This is a genomic window from Kitasatospora viridis (assembly GCF_007829815.1).
Classification (GTDB): Bacteria; Actinomycetota; Actinomycetes; order Streptomycetales; family Streptomycetaceae; genus Kitasatospora; species Kitasatospora viridis.
In genome coordinates, this window is the sequence record NZ_VIWT01000001.1 from 4664702 (window position 1) to 4682489 (window position 17788).

Annotated in this window: 17 protein-coding genes; 4 read left to right on the forward strand and 13 right to left on the reverse strand. The window is 74.1% G+C overall.

Annotated elements, in window-relative coordinates; all coding sequences use genetic code 11:
- Together FHX73_RS21025 and FHX73_RS44825 are read right to left on the reverse strand one after the other, a co-directional pair.
- Positions 1-1230, reverse strand: a complete 1230-nt coding sequence (locus FHX73_RS21025; RefSeq protein WP_145906475.1) for a glycosyltransferase 87 family protein — start codon at positions 1228-1230, stop codon at positions 1-3.
- 267 nt (positions 1231-1497) lie between these two features.
- Positions 1498-1668, reverse strand: a complete 171-nt coding sequence (locus tag FHX73_RS44825; RefSeq protein WP_170304987.1) for a hypothetical protein — start codon at positions 1666-1668, stop codon at positions 1498-1500.
- Here FHX73_RS44825 and FHX73_RS21030 point away from each other — a divergent pair.
- Positions 1655-1942, forward strand: a complete 288-nt coding sequence (locus FHX73_RS21030) for a hypothetical protein (RefSeq protein WP_170304988.1) — start codon at positions 1655-1657, stop codon at positions 1940-1942. The genes FHX73_RS44825 and FHX73_RS21030 overlap by 14 nt on opposite strands.
- A gap of 158 nt (positions 1943-2100) precedes the next feature.
- On the opposite strand, the gene glnA is transcribed toward FHX73_RS21030, so the two are convergent.
- Positions 2101-3513 (reverse strand): type I glutamate--ammonia ligase, encoded by a 1413-nt coding sequence (gene glnA / locus FHX73_RS21035; RefSeq protein ID WP_145906477.1) that lies wholly within the window; start codon positions 3511-3513, stop codon positions 2101-2103.
- A 282-nt stretch (positions 3514-3795) separates the two neighbouring features.
- Between glnA and FHX73_RS21040 the strand changes: the two genes are divergently transcribed.
- Positions 3796-4263 carry an RDD family protein gene (locus FHX73_RS21040; RefSeq protein WP_145906478.1) on the forward strand — a complete coding sequence of 156 codons (468 nt, stop codon included), beginning with the start codon at positions 3796-3798 and terminating at the stop codon, positions 4261-4263.
- A gap of 81 nt (positions 4264-4344) precedes the next feature.
- On the opposite strand, the gene FHX73_RS21045 is transcribed toward FHX73_RS21040, so the two are convergent.
- From FHX73_RS21045 to lipB, 4 genes are all read right to left on the reverse strand, one after another.
- Positions 4345-5034, reverse strand: coding sequence for a DUF4191 domain-containing protein (locus FHX73_RS21045; protein ID WP_145906479.1), 690 nt, complete (start codon positions 5032-5034; stop codon positions 4345-4347).
- Between the two features lie 134 nt (positions 5035-5168).
- Positions 5169-5336, reverse strand: a complete 168-nt coding sequence (locus FHX73_RS44830) for a hypothetical protein (RefSeq protein ID WP_170304989.1) — start codon at positions 5334-5336, stop codon at positions 5169-5171.
- 165 nt (positions 5337-5501) lie between these two features.
- Positions 5502-6455 carry a lipoyl synthase gene (gene lipA, locus FHX73_RS21050; protein ID WP_145906480.1) on the reverse strand — a complete coding sequence of 318 codons (954 nt, stop codon included), beginning with the start codon at positions 6453-6455 and terminating at the stop codon, positions 5502-5504.
- 144 nt (positions 6456-6599) lie between these two features.
- Positions 6600-7370, reverse strand: coding sequence for a lipoyl(octanoyl) transferase LipB (lipB, locus tag FHX73_RS21055; RefSeq protein WP_246213871.1), 771 nt, complete (start codon positions 7368-7370; stop codon positions 6600-6602).
- A 428-nt stretch (positions 7371-7798) separates the two neighbouring features.
- On the opposite strand from lipB, the gene FHX73_RS21060 reads away from it, so the two are divergent.
- Positions 7799-9598, forward strand: a complete 1800-nt coding sequence (locus FHX73_RS21060) for an NsdA family TPR-like regulatory protein (protein WP_246213623.1) — start codon at positions 7799-7801, stop codon at positions 9596-9598.
- 38 nt (positions 9599-9636) lie between these two features.
- Here the strand turns inward: FHX73_RS21060 and FHX73_RS21065 are convergent, their stop codons facing one another.
- The 4 genes from FHX73_RS21065 to FHX73_RS21080 form a co-directional block, all read right to left on the reverse strand.
- The gene (locus tag FHX73_RS21065) at positions 9637-10290 is read right to left on the reverse strand and encodes a hypothetical protein (protein WP_145906482.1); all 654 of its coding nucleotides are present in this window, start codon (positions 10288-10290) and stop codon (positions 9637-9639) included.
- A 24-nt stretch (positions 10291-10314) separates the two neighbouring features.
- Positions 10315-11550 carry a cation:proton antiporter gene (locus FHX73_RS21070; RefSeq protein ID WP_145906483.1) on the reverse strand — a complete coding sequence of 412 codons (1236 nt, stop codon included), beginning with the start codon at positions 11548-11550 and terminating at the stop codon, positions 10315-10317.
- Between the two features lie 85 nt (positions 11551-11635).
- Entirely contained in the window at positions 11636-12958 is a 1323-nt protein-coding gene (locus FHX73_RS21075) for an NAD(P)/FAD-dependent oxidoreductase (RefSeq protein WP_246213624.1), read from the reverse strand.
- Positions 12959-13175: 217 nt separating this feature from the next.
- On the reverse strand, positions 13176-14081 hold the full coding sequence (locus FHX73_RS21080; RefSeq protein WP_145906484.1) for a TIGR01777 family oxidoreductase: 906 nt from the start codon (positions 14079-14081) through the stop codon (positions 13176-13178).
- Between the two features lie 123 nt (positions 14082-14204).
- Here FHX73_RS21080 and FHX73_RS47265 point away from each other — a divergent pair, with 123 nt between their 5' ends.
- On the forward strand, positions 14205-15299 hold the full coding sequence (locus tag FHX73_RS47265; protein ID WP_281292693.1) for a DUF2510 domain-containing protein: 1095 nt from the start codon (positions 14205-14207) through the stop codon (positions 15297-15299).
- Between the two features lie 25 nt (positions 15300-15324).
- Here the strand turns inward: FHX73_RS47265 and FHX73_RS21095 are convergent, their stop codons facing one another.
- Together FHX73_RS21095 and sucB are read right to left on the reverse strand one after the other, a co-directional pair.
- Entirely contained in the window at positions 15325-15840 is a 516-nt protein-coding gene (locus FHX73_RS21095) for a DUF4240 domain-containing protein (RefSeq protein ID WP_145908424.1), read from the reverse strand.
- 153 nt (positions 15841-15993) lie between these two features.
- Positions 15994-17787, reverse strand: a complete 1794-nt coding sequence (gene sucB / locus FHX73_RS21100) for a 2-oxoglutarate dehydrogenase, E2 component, dihydrolipoamide succinyltransferase (protein ID WP_145906485.1) — start codon at positions 17785-17787, stop codon at positions 15994-15996.
- Position 17788 lies beyond the last annotated feature (1 nt).

Here is a 17788-nt window from a genome sequence, read left to right on the forward strand (position 1 = left end):
TCATCCCTGCCTGGTCATCGGTGGATCGATCGACTCCAAACCGGCCTGCTGCAGGATCAGGTCCGCGTCGGCCGCCTCGGCGGTCGGGCGGTTCCTGGCCTGACGCAGCTTCAGGCCGAGGTGGAGCAGCACGGCCACCGCCACCGGCGCGTAACTCGACGTCGGAAGCTGCCAGCTCCAGGGCACGCCCTGACCGTTCTGGTTCGGCGCGAGCCACATGGAGTAGCTGAGGAAGACCGCCAGCACCACCCCGAACAGGGTACGGGTACGCCAGCTGCGCGCTTCGGCCGCCAGCAGGACCAGCAGCGGCACGCACCAGACCCAGTGGTGGGTCCAGCTGATCGGCGAGATCAGCAGCGCGGTCAGCGCGGTCGCCACGGTGCCCCAGGCCTCGGCCCGGCGCAGGATCCGGGTTGACCGGCCGGCCAGCACCGCCACCGCCACGCCGAACAGCCCGAGCAGGCCGGCGGCGACCACGGCGATGGTGCCGGGGTGGCCGGGGGTGTGCATCAGCCGGGTCACCACGCCGCGCACCGACTGGTTGTCCACCAGCTCGACGACGCCCACCCGCTTGGAGTCCCACAGGTAGTTCGTCCAGAAGCCCCAGGAGGCGCTGGGCAGCGCGACCACGCCGATCAGCCCGGCCCCCAGGAAGGTGCCGGCGGCGACCAGGGCCGCCCGCACCCGCTTGGTGAGCAGCAGGTAGACGACGAACAGGCCGGGGGTGATCTTGATCGCGGTGGCCAGGCCGATGCCGACGCCCTTGGTCGGCGCGCGGTCCGGGCGGGTCATGTCCCAGAGCACCAGGCAGAGGATCGCCAGGTTGATCTGGCCGTACTGGAACGTGGTCCAGACGGGCTCCAGCCAGACGCCCAGCCCGGTGCCGAGCAGCACCGTCGCCAGGTGGAAGCGCTTGCGCGGCCAGCCGGCCAGCTTGACCGAGAGGTGCACGGTCAGCGCCAGCAGCGCGGTGTTGAACAGCATCACCACGATGCGCAGGGTCGCGGCCTTCAGCCAGGAGCTCGGCGCGAAGAGGATCGCCGCGAACGGCGGGTAGGTGGCGGCCAGGTCCCAACCGGGCAGCCGCATCGCGTACAGGTCCTGGTGGTGCACCACCGCGGCGCCCTCGGCCCGGTAGACCAGCATGTCCACCATCGAGAAGCCGTAGACGTGCCGCCAGATCGCGAAGCCGATCAGCGACGCGGCCCCGACACAGGCCGCGAGGACCACCCAGGACTGCCCGGCCAGGCCCGCGGGTCTCTCTTCCGCGGCCCCGTCTCCCGTTCTGTCCCAGCGAGCCCGGTCAGCTTTCCGCACTGGGACGGCACCCCCTGTAGAGACGGCCCGGACCGACCCTCGGCCCGGACGATCTGCCACGATATCCGACCCTTATGAGCGCCGACTGTGAAGCCCGTGGGCGAAGCACCCGGGCGCCCGTTCGGGTTCGACTCTCGAACTGGCCGATTTCCGGGCCCGGACCACCGCGAAGCACCGCGCTCACTCCCAGCGCCACCCGTTGTTGTCCCGGCACACCAGCACCCGCCCGCCGGCGTCCGTCCCGGTCCCGCCGTGCGCGGCCTTCGGGCACAGCCGCCCGCGCACGATGCAGTTCCCGCGCGAATCGGTGGTGCACCCGGCCCCGGCCGCCTCGTGCGTGACCGGTGTCACGGGGGCGCTCTCGACGGTGCGCGCCGGCGGCGGCGTCGATGGCGGGGTCGATGGCGGCGTCGACGCCGGAGTTGATGTCGGTGTCGGCGTCGGTGTCTCGGCGGGAGCGCTGGTCGTGCTCGACGGCGCCTGCGTGGGCGCGGCCGTCGCGCTGCGGCTCGGCTGCGGCGCGGGCGTACCGGCGCCGTCCGCGGTCGCCCGGCACCCGGTCAGCGCCAGCACCCCGGCCGCGCCGACGCCGAGCAGGCCCCGCCGGATCCGGCGGGAGTGCTGAATTGGTCTAGTCCTATGTCGGTCCACGTGGAGCCAACATAGGCGCGCCCCGACGGCGGCCATAACTGACGGCCCATCGGCGGTTCCCCGCCCGACGCCAAGGGCCCTTGCCGCAGAGCGGGGCAAGGGCCCTTGGTCACCCGGTCGGGGCGCCGAATCTCACAGGTCGTAGTACAGCTCGAACTCGTGCGGGTGCGGGCGCAGGGCGATCTGGGCGATCTCGTTGGTGCGCTTGAAGTCGATCCAGGTCTCGATCAGGTCCGGGGTGAAGACGCCGCCGGCGAGCAGGTACTCGTGGTCCTCCTCCAGGGCCTCCAGGACGGCGGAGAGCGAGGCGGGCACCTGCGGGACGCCGGCGTGCTCCTCGGGGGCGAGCTCGTAGAGGTCCTTGTCGACCGGCTGGAGCGGCTCGATCTTGTTCTTGATGCCGTCCAGGCCGGCCATCAGCATCGCGGCGAAGGCCAGGTACGGGTTGGAGGACGGGTCGGGCGCGCGGAACTCGATGCGCTTGGCCTTGGCATTGGAGCCGGTGATCGGGATCCGGATCGCCGCCGAGCGGTTGCGCTGCGAGTAGACCAGGTTGACCGGCGCCTCGAAGCCGGGCACCAGGCGGTGGTAGGAGTTCACCGAGGGGTTGGTGAAGGCGAGCAGCGAGGGGGCGTGCTTGAGCAGGCCGCCGATGTAGAAGCGGGCGGTGTCGGACAGGCCCGCGTAGCCCTGCTCGTCGTAGAAGAGCGGCGCGCCCTCGGCCCAGAGCGACTGGTGCACGTGCATGCCGGAGCCGTTGTCGCCGAAGATCGGCTTGGGCATGAAGGTCGCGGTCTTGCCGTTGCGCCAGGCCACGTTCTTGATGATGTATTTGAACAGCATCAGGTCGTCGGCCGCGTGCAGCAGGGTGTTGAAGCGGTAGTTGATCTCGGCCTGGCCGGCGGTGCCGACCTCGTGGTGCTGGCGCTCGACCTGGAGGCCGGCCCGGCCCAGCTCCAGCGACATCTCGGCGCGCAGGTCGGCGAAGTGGTCGACCGGCGGGGTGGGGAAGTAGCCGCCCTTGTACTTGACCTTGTAGCCGCGCGCGTCGCCCTCGGCGGAGCCGGAGTTCCAGGCGCCGGCCTCGGAGTCGATGTGGTAGTACGACGCGTTGGCGCTGGTCTCGAAGCGGACCGAGTCGAAGACGTAGAACTCGGCCTCGGGCCCGAAGAAGGCGGTGTCGGCGATGCCGGAGGAGGCCAGGTAGGCCTCGGCCTTCTTGGCGATGTTGCGCGGGTCGCGGCTGTAGGCCTCGCCGGTGATCGGGTCCTGGATGAAGAAGTTGATGTTGAGGTGCTTCTCGGTGCGGAACGGGTCCAGGCGGGCCGTCGAGAGGTCCGGCACCAGGGCCATGTCCGACTCGTGGATGGCCTGGAAGCCGCGGATCGACGAGCCGTCGAACATCAGGGTCTCGGCCGGGTCGAAGGTTTCCGCCGGCACCGCGAAGTGCTGCATCACTCCGGGCAGGTCGCAGAACCGGACATCGACGAACTTCACGTCGTTCTCCGCGATGTACTGCTTCACTTCGTCCGCATTGCTGAACATCGGAGCCTCCTCTACCCGTCCGGCGGCCGGCCGTCCCAACCGGCCCAGGGTGGGCTCACGATAGGAAGGGGCCGTTTCCTGACGGTGACCCAATCGTTTCCGCCATGTTAACCAGCTCGCCCGAACGGACGTCAAAGCCGGACAGCGGAGGGCAAAACGTGTCTGCGGCCGGGCCGCGCCTGCCAAGTGGTCTGGACCACCGTCGAGGGGGTGTCCGACGGGATTCACCCGCAGGGGGAGTCGCCGCCGGAACGGGCCGCAGGTCCGGCTACTGTGGATTTCGTGGACAGCAGAGAAGTACTGGGATCGTGGCTGGAGGGCCCGAAGGCCGCAGCCGAGCACATGGGGGCCGACTTCGGCTACCGCGGTGAGCGGCTCGGCCGCCCGAAGGAGGGCTCCGGTTCGATCGCCGGCCCGGGCCGCCGGATCGGGGCGCTCTTCGTCGACGGTTGGATCGCCAACCTGATCTCCTACGGACTGCTGGCCCACGGCGACGTGGCCAAGGCCAACCTGTACGGGATCGCGGTCTTCTTCGCCGTCAACGCGGTGCTGCTGGCCACCGCCGGCACCACCTTCGGCAAGCGGCTCTTCGGCCTGCGGGTGATCCGGCTGGACGGCGGGCGGGCGAGCATCCCGCAGATGCTGCTGCGCACCTTCCTGCTCTGCCTGGTCGTGCCCGCCGCGATCTGGGACCGGGACACCCGGGGGCTGCACGACAAGGCCGTCGCCACCGTCGAGGTCCGGATCTGACTGCGGATCCGACCCGGCGACCCGGACATGCGAAAGGCCCCGCCGCTCGGCGGGGCCTTTCGCATGTCGCAGGGGAGGGGGTCAGCGGGCCTGGCCGCCCTTGGGCATCCGGGCGCCCTTCGGCATCGGGCCCTTGGGGATCGGCGCCTTGGAGAGCAGGTCGCCCAGCGCGCGCAGCCGGTCGTTGGTCTCGGTGACCTGGGCCGGGGTGATCGCCCGCGGCAGCCGCATCAGGGTGATCTGCAGCTTCTTCAGCGGCACCTCGCCCTCGCCGTCGCCGACCATGATGTCGTGCACCGGCACGTCGGCCACCACGCGGGCCATCTTCCGCTTCTCGGAGGCGAGCAGCGGGCGCACCCGGTTCGGGTTGCCCTCACCGATCAGCGCGATGCCCGCCCGGCCGACGGCCCGGTAGACCGCGTCCTGGTTGCGGGTGACCGCCACCGGGGTGGGGTTGGCGCTCCAGCCGCGGCGGATGTTGTTCAGCACGGCCGCGACGGCGCCCGGCTGACCCTCCATCTGACCGAAGGCGGCCCGCTCGGCGCGGCGGCCGAAGACGATCGCGGTGGCCAGGAAGGCCACGATGAAGCCGAGGATCCCCAGGTAGATGGGGTGGCCGATCAGGAAGCCGATGGCGAGGAACACGCCGAACGTCAGGAGGCCGATGCCCCCGAGGATCAGGCCGATCTTGGTGTCGACCTGCTTGGTCATGATGTACGCCTGGCGGATCTGCTTCAGCCGCCCAGGAGTATCGGATTTTTCCCTCGCCATGAGGGTCATGGTACGTGGCGCGACCTGCGGACAACGAAGCCCGGTCCCGATTCGGGCCGAACCGTAATCCCCCGGCGGCGCGCCTTGCGCCGTCCGGCGCTGCGCGGCCGTGCGGCGGGCCCGCCGGGACCCCGTCAGCGGTGCGCGACCGCCGCCAGTTCGGCCCGGGCGGCGGCCCGGTCGGCCGCGTGCCGGCGGTTCTCGCAGACCGCCGTCCAGGCGTTCAGCCGGGCCTGCTTGCGGCCGGGGGCCAGCAGCACGCTCTCCGCGAGCCTGATCGCCGTCGTGATGGTGGTGCGCATGTCCGGCCTCTCCCCTCGCCGAGTCTTGTGCGTCCATTCTCGGTGGCCGCTGTTAAGGGCCGATGGCCTGGTCGTCAACCCCTGGTGAAGTCGTCCACCCCTGGCAACATCCTGAAACGCCGCCGGGGCCGGGCCGGTGGTCGGCCCGGCCCCGGCCGGTGGTTCTCAGCTCGCCGCGCTCGCGCGGTGCTCCAGCGCCTGCCGGTAGAGCCGGCCGGCCCGGTAGGAGGAGCGGACCAGCGGGCCGGACATCACACCGGCGAAGCCGAGCTCCTCGGCCTCCTCCTGCAGCTCCACGAACTCCTGCGGCTTGACCCAGCGCTCGACCGGGTGGTGCCGCAGCGAGGGGCGCAGGTACTGGGTGATGGTGATCAGCTCGCAGCCGGCGCCGACCAGGTCGGCCAGCGCCTGGCTGACCTCCTCGCGGGTCTCGCCCATGCCCAGGATCAGGTTGGACTTGGTGACCAGTCCGGCGGCCCGGGCCTGGGTGATGACGTCCAGCGAGCGCTCGTAGCGGAAGGCCGGGCGGATCCGCTTGAAGATCCGCGGCACCGTCTCGACGTTGTGCGCCAGCACCTCGGGGCGGGACGAGAAGACCTCGGTCAGCTGCTCGGGCACCGCGTTGAAGTCGGGGATGAGCAGCTCGACGCCGGTCCGGCCGGCGGCCCGCTCGGCGGTCATCGCGTGCACCTGGCGCACCGTCTCGGCGTACAGCCAGGCCCCGCCGTCCGCCAGGTCGTCACGGGCGACGCCGGTGATGGTCGCGTAGTTCAGGTCCATGGTGACGATCGACTCGGCGACCCGGCGCGGCTCGTCGGCGTCGAAGTCGGCGGGCTTGCCGGTGTCGATCTGGCAGAAGTCGCAGCGCCTGGTGCACTGGTCGCCGCCGATCAGGAAGGTCGCCTCGCGGTCCTCCCAGCACTCGAAGATGTTGGGGCAGCCGGCCTCCTGGCAGACCGTGTGCAGCCCCTCCTTCTTCACCAGCGAGTGCAGCGCGTTGTACTCCGGGCCCATCTTGGCCCGGGTCTTGATCCACTCCGGCTTGCGCTCGATCGGGGTCTCGCTGTTGCGGACCTCAAGGCGGAGAAGCTTCCTGCCGTCGGGTGCGACAGCGGACACGTGCGGCTCCTAGAAGTAGACGGGAGTACCCCCAGGGTACGCCTGTGCTTGTACGGTCAGCGCCGGGCCTGTGCCCCGCATTCGCAGGGCAACAGCGCTACCGGCCAGTAGATTCCCGGGCGCCGGGGCGCCGCGGGCAGGTCCTCAGTGGCTGAGCGCCGGCTCCGGCAGCTCGGCCAGCACCTCGGCCAGGCGGCGTTCCACCACCGGGGCGGTGTCCGCGACGGTGACCTCGCGGCCCAGCTCGGTGGAGAGTGAGCCGACCCCGGCGTCCCGGATGCCGCACGGGATGATCCGGTCGAACCAGGTCATGTCCGGGTTGCAGTTCAGCGCGAAGCCGTGCATCGTCACGCCGCGCGCGACCCGCACGCCGATTGCGGCCAGCTTGCGGTCGTCGCCGCGCTGGCCGGCGTTGGACGGCGCGTACTCGGGGCCGGCCAGCCGGGGGTCGATGCCCAGCGGCAGGCCCATCCGCAGGGTCAGCTTGCCGATGTCGATCACCTGCGCCGGGTCCACCCGGGCGTCCGGCAGCTCCGCGCCGAGCACCCAGACCCCGCTGCGGCCCTCGATCCGGCTGGTCGCCACGCCCAGGTCGGCGCTGGCCCGGATCAGTGCCTCCTCCAGCCGCCGGACGTAGGCCACCACGTCCATCGGCTCGGGCAGCTTGACGATCGGGTAGCCGACCAGCTGGCCGGGGCCGTGCCAGGTGCCCTCGCCGCCGCGGTTGACCTGCACCACCGGGGTGCCGTCCAGCGGCAGGTCCTCCGGCTTGGTGCGCTTGCCGGCGGTGAAGACCGGCGGGTGCTCCAGCAGCAGCACGGTGTCGGGGATCTCGTCGGCCAGCCGCAGCGCGTGCAGCCGCTGCTGCTCCTCCCAGGCCTCCTGGTAGGGCACGGGTCCGCTGCCGATGCCCATCCGGACGAACCGAACGTTCTCGCTCACCACTGCTCCTAGCCGGTTGACGTGCGCGCGTGCGGCCGAACGGCCCACTAGCCAACCTCGCCACTGTACGCCTGCTCGCTCAGGCGTCCGAGAGCAGCTCCGCCCGTCCCGTGGTAGGCCGGTGCGACCGGCCGCCGGGGCTCCGGTCGACGCCGCCGGGGCGCTCGGCGGCGGCCCGCCGGCACCCCCGGGGCGGTGGCCGCGGGGCCCGCGCCCCGTCAAACCCCGAGCGCCCCTACTTCAGCGGATCGGGCGCCCATCCTTCACCCGTTCGGAGGATTGCCCGGCCAGATCCGCCCATAGCGCCCGAATGCTCGCTACATTCACGCCGATTCCCGATAGGGGCGTCGCGCATGGCACCGGGGGCCCGGACGGCGGCGTCCGAGAGGTGTTGACTGATCATGCCCCAACAGCCTGCAACCGACAGTCCGGCCTACGGTCCGCTCGACCCGGTGGACCAGCTGGAGCCGCACGAACGGCACCCTGACCACGTGCCGCACGCCGATCCGGCCCACCGCGGCAGCGCCCTGCCCGGCCAACGCCAGGACGCCGGACACCATCCGGACGGCCCGGACGGCCCGGCGGCCGACGCCGCCGGGCACTCGGAGGCCGGCCGGGCGCAGAACCCGCTGCTGGCCGCGCTGATCGAGGAGGCCGGCTTCTCGCACGCCGGCCTGGCCCGGCGGGTCGACCAGCTCGGCCTGGAGCACGGGCTGGACCTGCGCTACGACAAGACCTCGGTGACCCGCTGGCTGCGCGGTCAGCAGCCGCGCGGCGCCACCCCGGCGTTGATCGCCGAGGTGTTCACCCGCCGGCTGGGCCGCCGGCTCTCCGCCCAGGACATCGGCCTGGACGCCTGCGCCCCGGTCTACGCCGGGCTGGAGTTCGCCGAGACCCCGCAGGAGGCCGTGGACATCGTCGCCAGCATGTGGCGCAAGGACACCGGCCCGCAGTCGGAGCTGCGCCGGATCGCCTTCACCCCGGCCGGCCTGGTGGTGCCCAGCCGCGACTGGCTGATCGGCCGGGCCGACGAGCAGGTGGCCCGGGACGGCTCGGCCGGCATCTACGTGGCCGGCCCGGACGGACCGCTGGCCCGGGTCGACCCGGGGCTGGACCACGGCGACCGCACCGAGCCCGCCGCCGCCCGCCCGGGCCAGGTCCCGCGCGGCACGCCGGCCGGCCGGGTGCCCTCGCAGGCCCGCCGCCCGCTGGTCTCCGGCACCCGGACGGTGCCGCTGCCCGGTCCGGGCCAGGGCGGGGCCGAGGAGCGCGCGCGGCCGGCCCGGGCCGGCCTGCGGGTGGGGCGCGGCGACATCGCGGCGGTGCGCGCGGTCGGCGACCTGTTCCGCGCGCTGGACAACGCCTACGGCGGCGGCCACGCCCGGCAGGCGCTGGTCCGCTACCTGGAGAGCGAGGCCGAGCCGATGCTGCGCGGCCGGTACGGCGAGCAGATCGGCCGGGCGCTGTTCGGCGCGGTCGCCGACCTGACCCGGCTGGCCGGCTGGACCAGCTTCGACATCGCCGCGCACGGCCTGGCCCAGCGCTACTTCGTGCAGGCGCTGCGGCTCTCCCAGGCGGCCGGCGACCGGGTGCTCGGCGGCTACGTGCTGATCACCATGAGCCAGCAGGCGGTGCACCTGGGGCACGGCCGGGAGGCGGTGCAGCTGGCCCGGGTGGCCCAGCAGGGCGTGGGCACCTCCGCGCCGGCCACCATCCAGGCGCTGCTGCACGCGGCGGAGGCGCGCGGGCACGGGGTGCTGGGCGACGTGCGGTCCTGCACCACCGCCCTGGTCCGGGCCGAGCGCTCGCTGGCGCTCGCCCGCACCGGCGACGACCTGCCGTCCTGGGCCCGGTTCTTCGACGAGGCCCAGCTGGCCGACGACTTCGCGCACTGCTACCGCGACCTGCAGCAGTGGCGTCCGGCGGTCCAGCACGCGGAGAAGTCGCTGCGGCTGCGCTCGGCGGGCTACGCCCGCAGCCGGGTGTTCTGCCGGATGGTGCTGGCCGCCGCCCGGCTGGGCCTGGGCGAGGTGGACGAGGCCTGCGGCCTGGCCACCGAGGCGCTGCGGGCGGCCGGCGAGATGCGCTCCGCCCGCAGCGTCGAGTACCTGCGGGACTTCCACCGCCGGCTCGCCCCCTACCGGGGCAGCCCGGCGGCCCGCGCCTTCGAGGAGGCGGCCCGGCAGGCGGGGGTGGTCTGAGGCCCTGGGGCCCTGAGGTCCTGGGGTCCGACGGCCGGTCAGACGCCGCCGAGGGTATCGACCTGATCCTTGATCAGCTTCTCGGCGGCGGTCCGGTCCGGCTTCCCGTCGGCCAGGAACGCGACGTAGACCAGCACCGAGCCGTGGATGGCGACCACCTCGCTGGCGGTCAGGCCGTCGGGGCCCGGGCGTGCCTCGGTGAACTCCGTGCCGTGCACCTCCTGGTCCTCGTCCTGGGTGCCGTCCTCGGCCAGCTTCCAGCCCTCGCTCATGCTCTGGGCCATGCTGTTGGCGCCGCCCCGGGTGGCGAACTCGATCAGCAGCACGTCGCTCGCGCTGCCGTCCGGGTTGCTCCAGCCGTGCCGGGCGGCGGCGACGAAGCCGCGCCGGGTGGTCTCGGCGTTCACCCGGTCCCAGTCCTGCTGGCCGAAGTAGTTGTGCACCACGGTCAGTTGGTCCAGCAGGCCGGTCGGGTTCCGGCTCCAGGGCTGGGCGCCCGGCGGCACCGGCAGCAGTTCGCCGAGCAGCTGCTGCCCGGCCTGGGCGGCCTGGGCGGAGGAGACCGGCGAGGGCGGCGGCATGTCGGAGGCCGGGCCGCCGCTGGTGCCGCAGCCGCTCAGCGCGGCGGCCGCGCACAGGAGGCCGGCGCCGGTGCGCGCCCGGGCGCCACGGGATATCCAGGAGGTCTGCACGCGGTGATCATAGGGGCCGCCGGTTCACCAGCTCTCGGCCCGGACCCGGGGCTCGTCGGGTCGCGCGCCGGGCGGGCGGGCCGCACCGCGCAGCCGGCCGGCGAGCAGCGGGAAGAGCAGCACGGAGAGCATGCCGGCGCCGACCAGGGCGGCCGCGGTGGAGGACTTCAGGTGGCCGTCCTGCTCCTCGATGGTGGTGATCACCACGATCAGCGGCAGCGCGGTGGCGGCGTACAGGCCGAGTGCGGTGCGGTCCCGCCGGGAGAGCCCGGGCGGGGCGAGCAGTCCGGCCGGCCCGCCCCGGACGGCGGCCAGCAGCAGCAGGAAGAGCGGCACCAGCAGCAGCGTGCCGGGATCGTTCAGCAGGGACTTCAGGTCGAAGGTGATGCCGCTGTAGACGAAGAAGACCGGCACCAGGAAGCCGAAGCCGATGCCCTCCAGCTTGGCGTCGATCACCTCCGCGGTCGGCTCCGACACGTCGGAGAGCATCAGGTTGGCGACGATCCCGGCGGTGAAGGCGCCGAGCAGCATGTCCAGGTCCAGCCAGACCGCGGCGGCCACCATCGCGGCCAGCACCAGGATCAGCCCGCGCACCGCGAACTGGCCCGAGGTGCGCAGGGTGGCCCGGATCAGCCGGATCATCCAGGGCGGGCGGTGCAGCCGGGCGTAGGCCAGCGCCACGCCGGCCATCACGCCGAAGACGAGCAGGACCACCGCCGCCCTGCCGGGGGAGTCGCCGCTGAGCAGCAGCGCCACCGCGATGATCGGGCCGAACTCGCCGACCGCCCCGGTGGCCATCACCAGCGAGCCGAACGGGGTGGGCAGTTCGCCGGAGTCGCGGATGATCGGCAGCACGGTGCCCAGCGCGGTGGTGGTCAGCACCAGCCCGGTGAACACGCCGGTCAGCGCCGAGTGGTTGACCAGCGCGCCGATCCCGAGCGCCAGCGCCACGCTGACCCCCCAGGCGGTGAGCGCCCGGCGCAGCGGGGTGCCGCGCAGCCGGACGAACTCGACCTCGTAGCCGGCCATGAACATCAGCATGGCCAGGCCGAACTGGGAGAACACCTCGGAGAGGCCGCCGGTCCTGGCCCAGCCGAGCACGTCGGGTCCGATCAGCACCCCGAGCGCGAGCTCGAAGACCAGGCTCGGCACCGCCAGCCAGCGCTGCACCCGGTCGGCCAGCAGCGGCGCGGCGAGCGCGGCTGCCGGGATCAGCACCAGGGTCTCGGGCTGGTCGAGGAGAGCGGAGGCAGTGGACATTTCGTCATATTTGCACGGTCCCGGTGTGGGGCCCGGGACCGACGCCGGGCGACCTCGTGGCGGTCGCCCGCACGGTGACGCCGGCTCAGGCCGCCGCCTGGTCCTGCCGCGGCTGCGCCGGGGCCACGTCGAGGTCGCGCAGCACCGCGGCGGCGGCCCGGCGGCCGGAGACCAGGGCCCCCTGGGCGCTGCTGGTGTCCCGGTGGTCCCCGCAGACGTAGAGGCCGGCCAGCAGCCGCACCGGGCGGCGGAAGTTGTGGGGCGGCGGCATCGCCGGTACCGCGTCCGGCAGGTGACGCACGCTCAGGAAGTCCCAGTCCCGGGTCGAGCCCTGGTACAGCTCGGCCAGCCGCTCCCGGACCGCCGGCTCGGCGGCCGCCGGTCCGCCCGGGAAGGCCCGCCGCCCCAGCACGGTGGTGGCGACCAGGGTGCGCCCGGCCGGGGCGTAGGACTCGTGCACCTGACTGAGCACCAGCGAGTGCGAGATCGGCGCCGGCCCCAGGGTCCGGTCGCCGTCCAGCAGCAGCACCGGCTCGGCCAACGGGCTGTCCGCGCAGGTGTGGTAGTAGGTGGTCACCGGGTGGAAGTCCGGCAGTCGCAGTCCCGGCAGCAGCTCGGCGGCGGCCCGGGCGTCGGTGGCCAGCACCACCGCCCGGGCGGCGATCCACCCGTGCCCGGCGGTGCGCACGCCGTCCGCGCCGACGGCCGTCACCCGGGTGTCCAGGCGCACGGTGCCGGGCGGCAGCGCGGCGGCCAGGCGCGCGGGCACCTCGCCGGTGCCGGCCGAGGGCAGCGCGAGCCGCCCCCGGGCGTAGCCGCGCAGCGCCAGGTCGGCGATCCGGCTGCTGGTGCCCAGGGCCGGATCGCTGAGCAGCGCGGTGAGCAGCGGGCGCAGGAAGCCCTCCACCACCCGGCCCGGCAGGCCGCGTTCGGTCAGCGCGCGGGCGGTGGTGGTCTCCGGCCGGGCCAGCAGCTTGGGCACCGGGGTGGCGGCGAGCCGGCTGAGGGTGGCGCCCAGCCGGGCCTTCTCCAGCGGGCTGCCGAGCGGTGACCGGGCGGGCGGCCGGGCGCCCTGGGCGCGGTCGGCGCCGACCCGGTGGCGCCGGCCGCCGCTGTGCACCAGCACGCCGGGGGCCAGCGGGCTGAGCGGCAGGTCGGGCAGGTCGAGCCGGCGGATCAGGCCGGGGAATCCGGTGCCGAGCAACTGGCCGCCGTGGTCCAGCAGGTAGCCGTCCAGCCGGTGGCCGGCCAGTCGGCCGCCGATCCGGTCGGTCGCCTCCAGCACCTGGACGTGCAGCCCCGCGGCGCTGAGTGCCCGGGCGGCGGCGAGTCCGGCCAGTCCGGCGCCGACCACGACCACGTCGGGGTCCTCCGGTCGGATCCGGCGGGTGAATTCGTTAGGGGTCACGGGCGAGCTCCCTCCCTGGTCCCGGAGCTCCGGCCGGCGGACGGCTGCGGGCGTGCCCGGGACGGTCCAGGGGGTGATGCCCCGTCAGTAGCTTGATCAGGCTGTCGTACCGGCCTGGATCGGCGAGCGCCGCGTCCCGCCGGTGGCACGCCCTGGGGGCATGCACCGGCGTCGTGCGCCGTCGCGTGCGCCCCTCGTGCGCGTGCTCCGGCTCGCCTCAGAGCGCGGCGCGCACCGCCGCCTCCACCTCCGGGTGGGCGAACTCGAAGCCGGCCGCCAGCAGCTTGGCCGGCAGCACCCGGTGACTGCCCACCACCTCGATCGCCATCTCGCCCAGCACCAGCCGCAGCACCGCCTCCGGCACCGGGAACGGCGTCGGCCGGCGCAGCACCCGGCCCAGCGCGGCGGTCAGCTCGGCATTGGTCACCGGGTGCGGGGCCGTCAGGTTCACCGGACCGCTCAGCTCCGGACGGTCGATCAGGAAGCGCAGCGCGGCCAGCTCGTCGGCCAGCGAGATGAAGCTCCAGTACTGCCCGCCGTCGCCCAGCCGGCCGCCCAGGCCCAGCCGGAAGAGCGGGAACAGCCGCCCGCCGGCCCCGCCCGCGGCGCTCAGCACCAGGCCGGTGCGCGGGTGCACCACCCGGATCCCGGCCTCGGCGGCCGGCCGGGCCGCGCCCTCCCAGGCCACGCAGACCTCGGCCAGGAAGTCCTGGCCGGCCGGCGCCGACTCCTCGATCACCCGGTCGCCGGTCTGCCCGTAGAAGCCCATCGCGGACGCGCTGACCAGCACCGACGGCGGGGTGTCCAGCCGGGTCAGCCCCTCGGCCAGGGTGCGGGTGCCGCGCACCCGGCTCTCCCGGATCCGCTCCTTGTAGGCGTCCGTCCAGCGGTGCTCGGCCACCCCGGCGCCGGCCAGGTGCACCACCGCCTCGACGCCGGCCAGCCCCGCCAGGTCCAGCTCGCCGCGGTCCGGGTTCCAGCCCACCCCGATCGAGCCGTCCGGCTGCACGCCGAGCGCGCTGTGACGGCGCACCAGCCGCACCACTTCGTGGTCGTCGGCGAGCAGCGAACGGACCAGGGCGGAGCCGATCAGGCCCGAGGAACCGGTGACAGCGATGCGCATGGGCCCATCCTGGCAGCCGGTACGGGCCGGAGCGCCCTTGACCCGCCCTCAACCCTCGGCCGGGGCCCCAGCTCAGGTCGCCCGGCCTGTCTGGCCGGCGGCTCGGCCCGATACGGTACGGGGGTGACCCACTCCACTCCACCCGGTTGGTACCCGGACCCGCAGGCCCCCGGGCACGAGCGCTTCTGGGACGGGCGCGGATGGAGCAGCGGGGCCAGGCCACTGCCGCCCACCGCGCCGCCGGCGCCCGCGCCGACCGGCTCGGTGGTCTCGGACGCCTCGCCCGCCTACGGGCACCCGGCGGTGCCGGAGGAACTGGTCAGGGTGGAGCCGGCGGGGTACGGCTACCAGGGGCACTCCTCCTTCAACTACCCCTATCCCGCGCCGGAGCAGCCGCAACTCCCGCCGCAACTCCCGCCCCCGGGACCGCCGCCGCTGGCACCGCCGCTGCCCCCGCCGGGCCGGCGCCCCGGGCTGCTGGCCGCGGTGCTGGTGGGCACGCTGGCGCTGGTGGTGCTGGCCGGCGGGCTCGTCACGGTGGCGCTGCAGGGCTCCTCCTCCCGGGCACCGGCCATGGGCGCCCCCGCGCCGGCGGCCTCCCCGCCGGTCGGCGCCGCGCCCGCGCCCAGCCAGCCGCCCACCGCCGCGCCCACGCCGGCCCCGACGCCCACGACGCCGCTGCCGGGCACCCCGGACACCCAGCCGCCGGCCGCCGGCTCGGCCGTGCAGGACCAGGTGCACGGCTGGACCGTCCCGGTGCCGGCCGGCTGGGACACCGCCTACCACGACGCCAACACGACCGTGCTGCTGGTCACCGGCCAGTACCCGTGCGCCAACCAGGGCGGCTGCGTGCGCGGCAACTTCTCCATCGACGCCCGCCCGACGGCCGGGCCGGACGCGGAGACGGTGGCCCGGCAGACCATGGCGCTCTACGCGCCGCAGCTCTTCGGCACCCTCGACGACCACCAGGAGCTGAGCAGCGGCCCGACGGCGGTGGCCGGCCTGGCCGGTTTCGCGGTGCGCTGGCACGTCACCCCGCAGCAGGGCGCCCAGGGCTTCCTGCTGCTGGTCGCGGTGCCGGCCCCGAGCGGCGGCTTCACCACCATGGTCGCGTCGGCCGACGACGACCCCCGGGCGCCCCGCCCGGGCGCGCTGGACGACCTGGTCGCCGCGATCCAGCCGGCGGGCCGGGCCTCGCTGCCGCCGAACGCCTCGTGAGCGCCGGAGCGGAGCGGACGGGCCGTCAGCGGCCGTAGAGGTCCCAGAGCCGCGGGTAGTGCTCGGCCATCGCGCCCGGGTCGTCGAAGTCGAAGCGGGGGCCGGCGGGTTCGCGGGGCTGCGCGGTGCCCAGGTCCGGCAGCGGCAGGCCGGTGAGCTGCTCGTGCGCCTCGTCGGCGGCGAAGCCGATCTCCTCGGCGTCGCCGTCCTCCTCCTCGTCGAAGTCGGGCACCAGGTCGGCCAGGTCGTCCGGCTGGTGCACCGCGCCCTCGAAGACCTCCCGGCCCTGCGCGATCAGCCAGCACCGGAAGTAGTCGAAGGTGTCCTCGGAGGCTCCGCCGAGCAGCAGGTGGGCGGCGCCCCAGAGCTCCCGGGTGTACGCCCGCTGGAAGCGGGCCTCGAACAGCCGGGCGAAGTCGATCACCTCATCGGGCGTCAGCTGGACCAGGCGCTCCACCAGCAGGTCGGCCTGCTCCTCCGGATCACCGTCCGCGGCGTCCCGTGCCTCGTCGATGATCTGCCAGAAGTCGGTCTCGTACATCACGCCCCCAAGCATCGTCGCTGGGGCGCGCGGACGCATGCCCACGCGCCGTACCCGCCACCCGCACGCTCGCCGGAACGGGGCAATCGGGTGCCGGAACGCCGTCGGCCGGCGCCCCCTGACGGGGCGCCGGCCGACGGCGTTCGTACAGCCTTACAGGCCGAGCTCGACCTCGAACTCGCCCGCCTCAAGGATCTCCTTGACGGCGACCAGGTAACGGGCCGCGTCGGCACCGTCCACCAGGCGGTGGTCGTAGGAGAGCGAGAGGTAGGTCATGTCACGGATGCCGATGGCGGTGCCGCCGTCGGACTCGATGACCACCGGGCGCTTGACGGTCGCGCCGATGCCCAGGATCGCGGCCTGGTTCGGCGGGACGATCACGGTGTCGAACAGCGCGCCGCGCGAGCCCGTGTTGCTGATGGTGAAGGTGGCGCCGGACAGCTCGTCCGGGGTGATCTTGCTCTCGCGCACCTTGCCGGCCAGCTCGGCGGTCTTCTTGGCGATGCCGGCGATGTTCAGGTCGCCCGCGCCCTTGATGACCGGGGTCATCAGGCCCTTCTCCGAGTCCACCGCGATACCGATGTTCTCGGTGTCGAAGTAGGTGATGGTGCCCTCGGCGTCGTTGATCCGGGCGTTGACGACCGGGTTGGTCTTCAGCGCCTGGGCCGCGGCCTTGACGAAGAACGGCATCGGGGAGAGCTTGACGCCCTCGCGGGCGGCGAAGCCCTCCTTGGCCTTGCCGCGCAGCGACATGATCTTGGTGATGTCCACCTCGACCACGCTGGTCAGCTGGGCCTGCTCGTGCAGCGCCTTCATCATGTTGTCGCCGATGACCTTGCGCATGCGGGTCATCTTGACCGTCTGGCCGCGCAGCGGGGACGGGGCGGCGGCGGCCTTCGGCGCGGCGGCCGGGGCAGCGGCGGCGACCGGGGCCGGAGCGGCGGCGGCCGCAGCCTTGGCGGCCTCGGCCGCGGCGAGCACGTCCTGCTTGCGGATCCGACCGCCGACGCCCGAGCCGGCGACCGAGGAGAGCGCGATGCCCTGCTCGGCGGCGAGCTTGCGGACCAGCGGGGTCACGTAGGCGTCACCCGAGTCGGCGACCGGCGCGGCGGCGACCGGAGCAGCCGGCGCGGCGACCGGGGCGGCGGGCGCCACCGGGGCCGGGGCGGCGACCGGGGCGGCCGGAGCAACCGGAGCCGGCGCGGCGGCGACCGGCGCGGGGGCCGGGGCAGCCGGGGCGGCGGGCGCGGCAACCGGGGCCGGAGCGGCGGCGACCGGCGCGGGGGCGGGAGCGGCCGGAGCAGCCGGGGCGGCGACGGCACCGGCGGCGCCGATCAGCGCGAGCTGGGCGCCGACCTCGGCGGTCTCGTCCTCGCCGACCAGGATCTTCACCAGGGTGCCCGCGACCGGCGAGGGGATCTCGGTGTCGACCTTGTCGGTGGAGACCTCAAGCAGCGGCTCGTCGACCTCGATGGTGTCGCCCTCGGCCTTCAGCCAGCGGGTGACGGTGCCCTCGGTGACCGACTCGCCGAGCGCGGGCAGCAGCACCGGGGTGGCGTCGCCGGCCGGGGCGGCGGGCGCGACCGGGGCGGCGACCGGCGCGGGGGTGGCCGGAGCAGCGGGGGCGGCGGGGGCCTCGGCGACCGGGGCCGGGGCGGCGACCGGCGCGGCCTCGACGACCGGCGCCGGAGCGGCCACCGGGGCGCCCGAGCCGTCGTCGATGATCGCCAGCTCGGCGCCGACCTCGACGGTCTCGTCCTCGGCGACCTTGATCGAGGCGAGGATGCCGGAGGCCGGCGCGGGGATCTCCGTGTCGACCTTGTCGGTCGACACCTCAAGCAGCGGCTCGTCGGCCTCCACTCGGTCACCCTCGGCCTTCAGCCAGCGGGTGACGGTACCTTCGGACACGCTCTCGCCCAGCGCGGGCAGCGTTACTGAGACCGCCATG

Excerpts from the sequence above, each read along its gene's own strand:
- FHX73_RS21095 (WP_145908424.1), bottom strand. The coding sequence starts at position 15,840 with ATGTACGAGACCGACTTCTGGCAGATCATCGACGAGGCACGGGACGCC.
- sucB (WP_145906485.1), bottom strand. The coding sequence starts at position 17,787 with ATGGCGGTCTCAGTAACGCTGCCCGCGCTGGGCGAGAGCGTGTCCGAA.
- FHX73_RS21060 (WP_246213623.1), top strand. The coding sequence starts at position 7,799 with ATGCCCCAACAGCCTGCAACCGACAGTCCGGCCTACGGTCCGCTCGAC.
- FHX73_RS21045 (WP_145906479.1), bottom strand. The coding sequence starts at position 5,034 with ATGGCGAGGGAAAAATCCGATACTCCTGGGCGGCTGAAGCAGATCCGC.
- glnA (WP_145906477.1), bottom strand. The coding sequence starts at position 3,513 with ATGTTCAGCAATGCGGACGAAGTGAAGCAGTACATCGCGGAGAACGAC.
- FHX73_RS21080 (WP_145906484.1), bottom strand. The coding sequence starts at position 14,081 with ATGCGCATCGCTGTCACCGGTTCCTCGGGCCTGATCGGCTCCGCCCTG.
- FHX73_RS21070 (WP_145906483.1), bottom strand. The coding sequence starts at position 11,550 with ATGTCCACTGCCTCCGCTCTCCTCGACCAGCCCGAGACCCTGGTGCTG.
- FHX73_RS44830 (WP_170304989.1), bottom strand. The coding sequence starts at position 5,336 with ATGCGCACCACCATCACGACGGCGATCAGGCTCGCGGAGAGCGTGCTG.
- lipB (WP_246213871.1), bottom strand. The coding sequence starts at position 7,370 with ATGGGCATCGGCAGCGGACCCGTGCCCTACCAGGAGGCCTGGGAGGAG.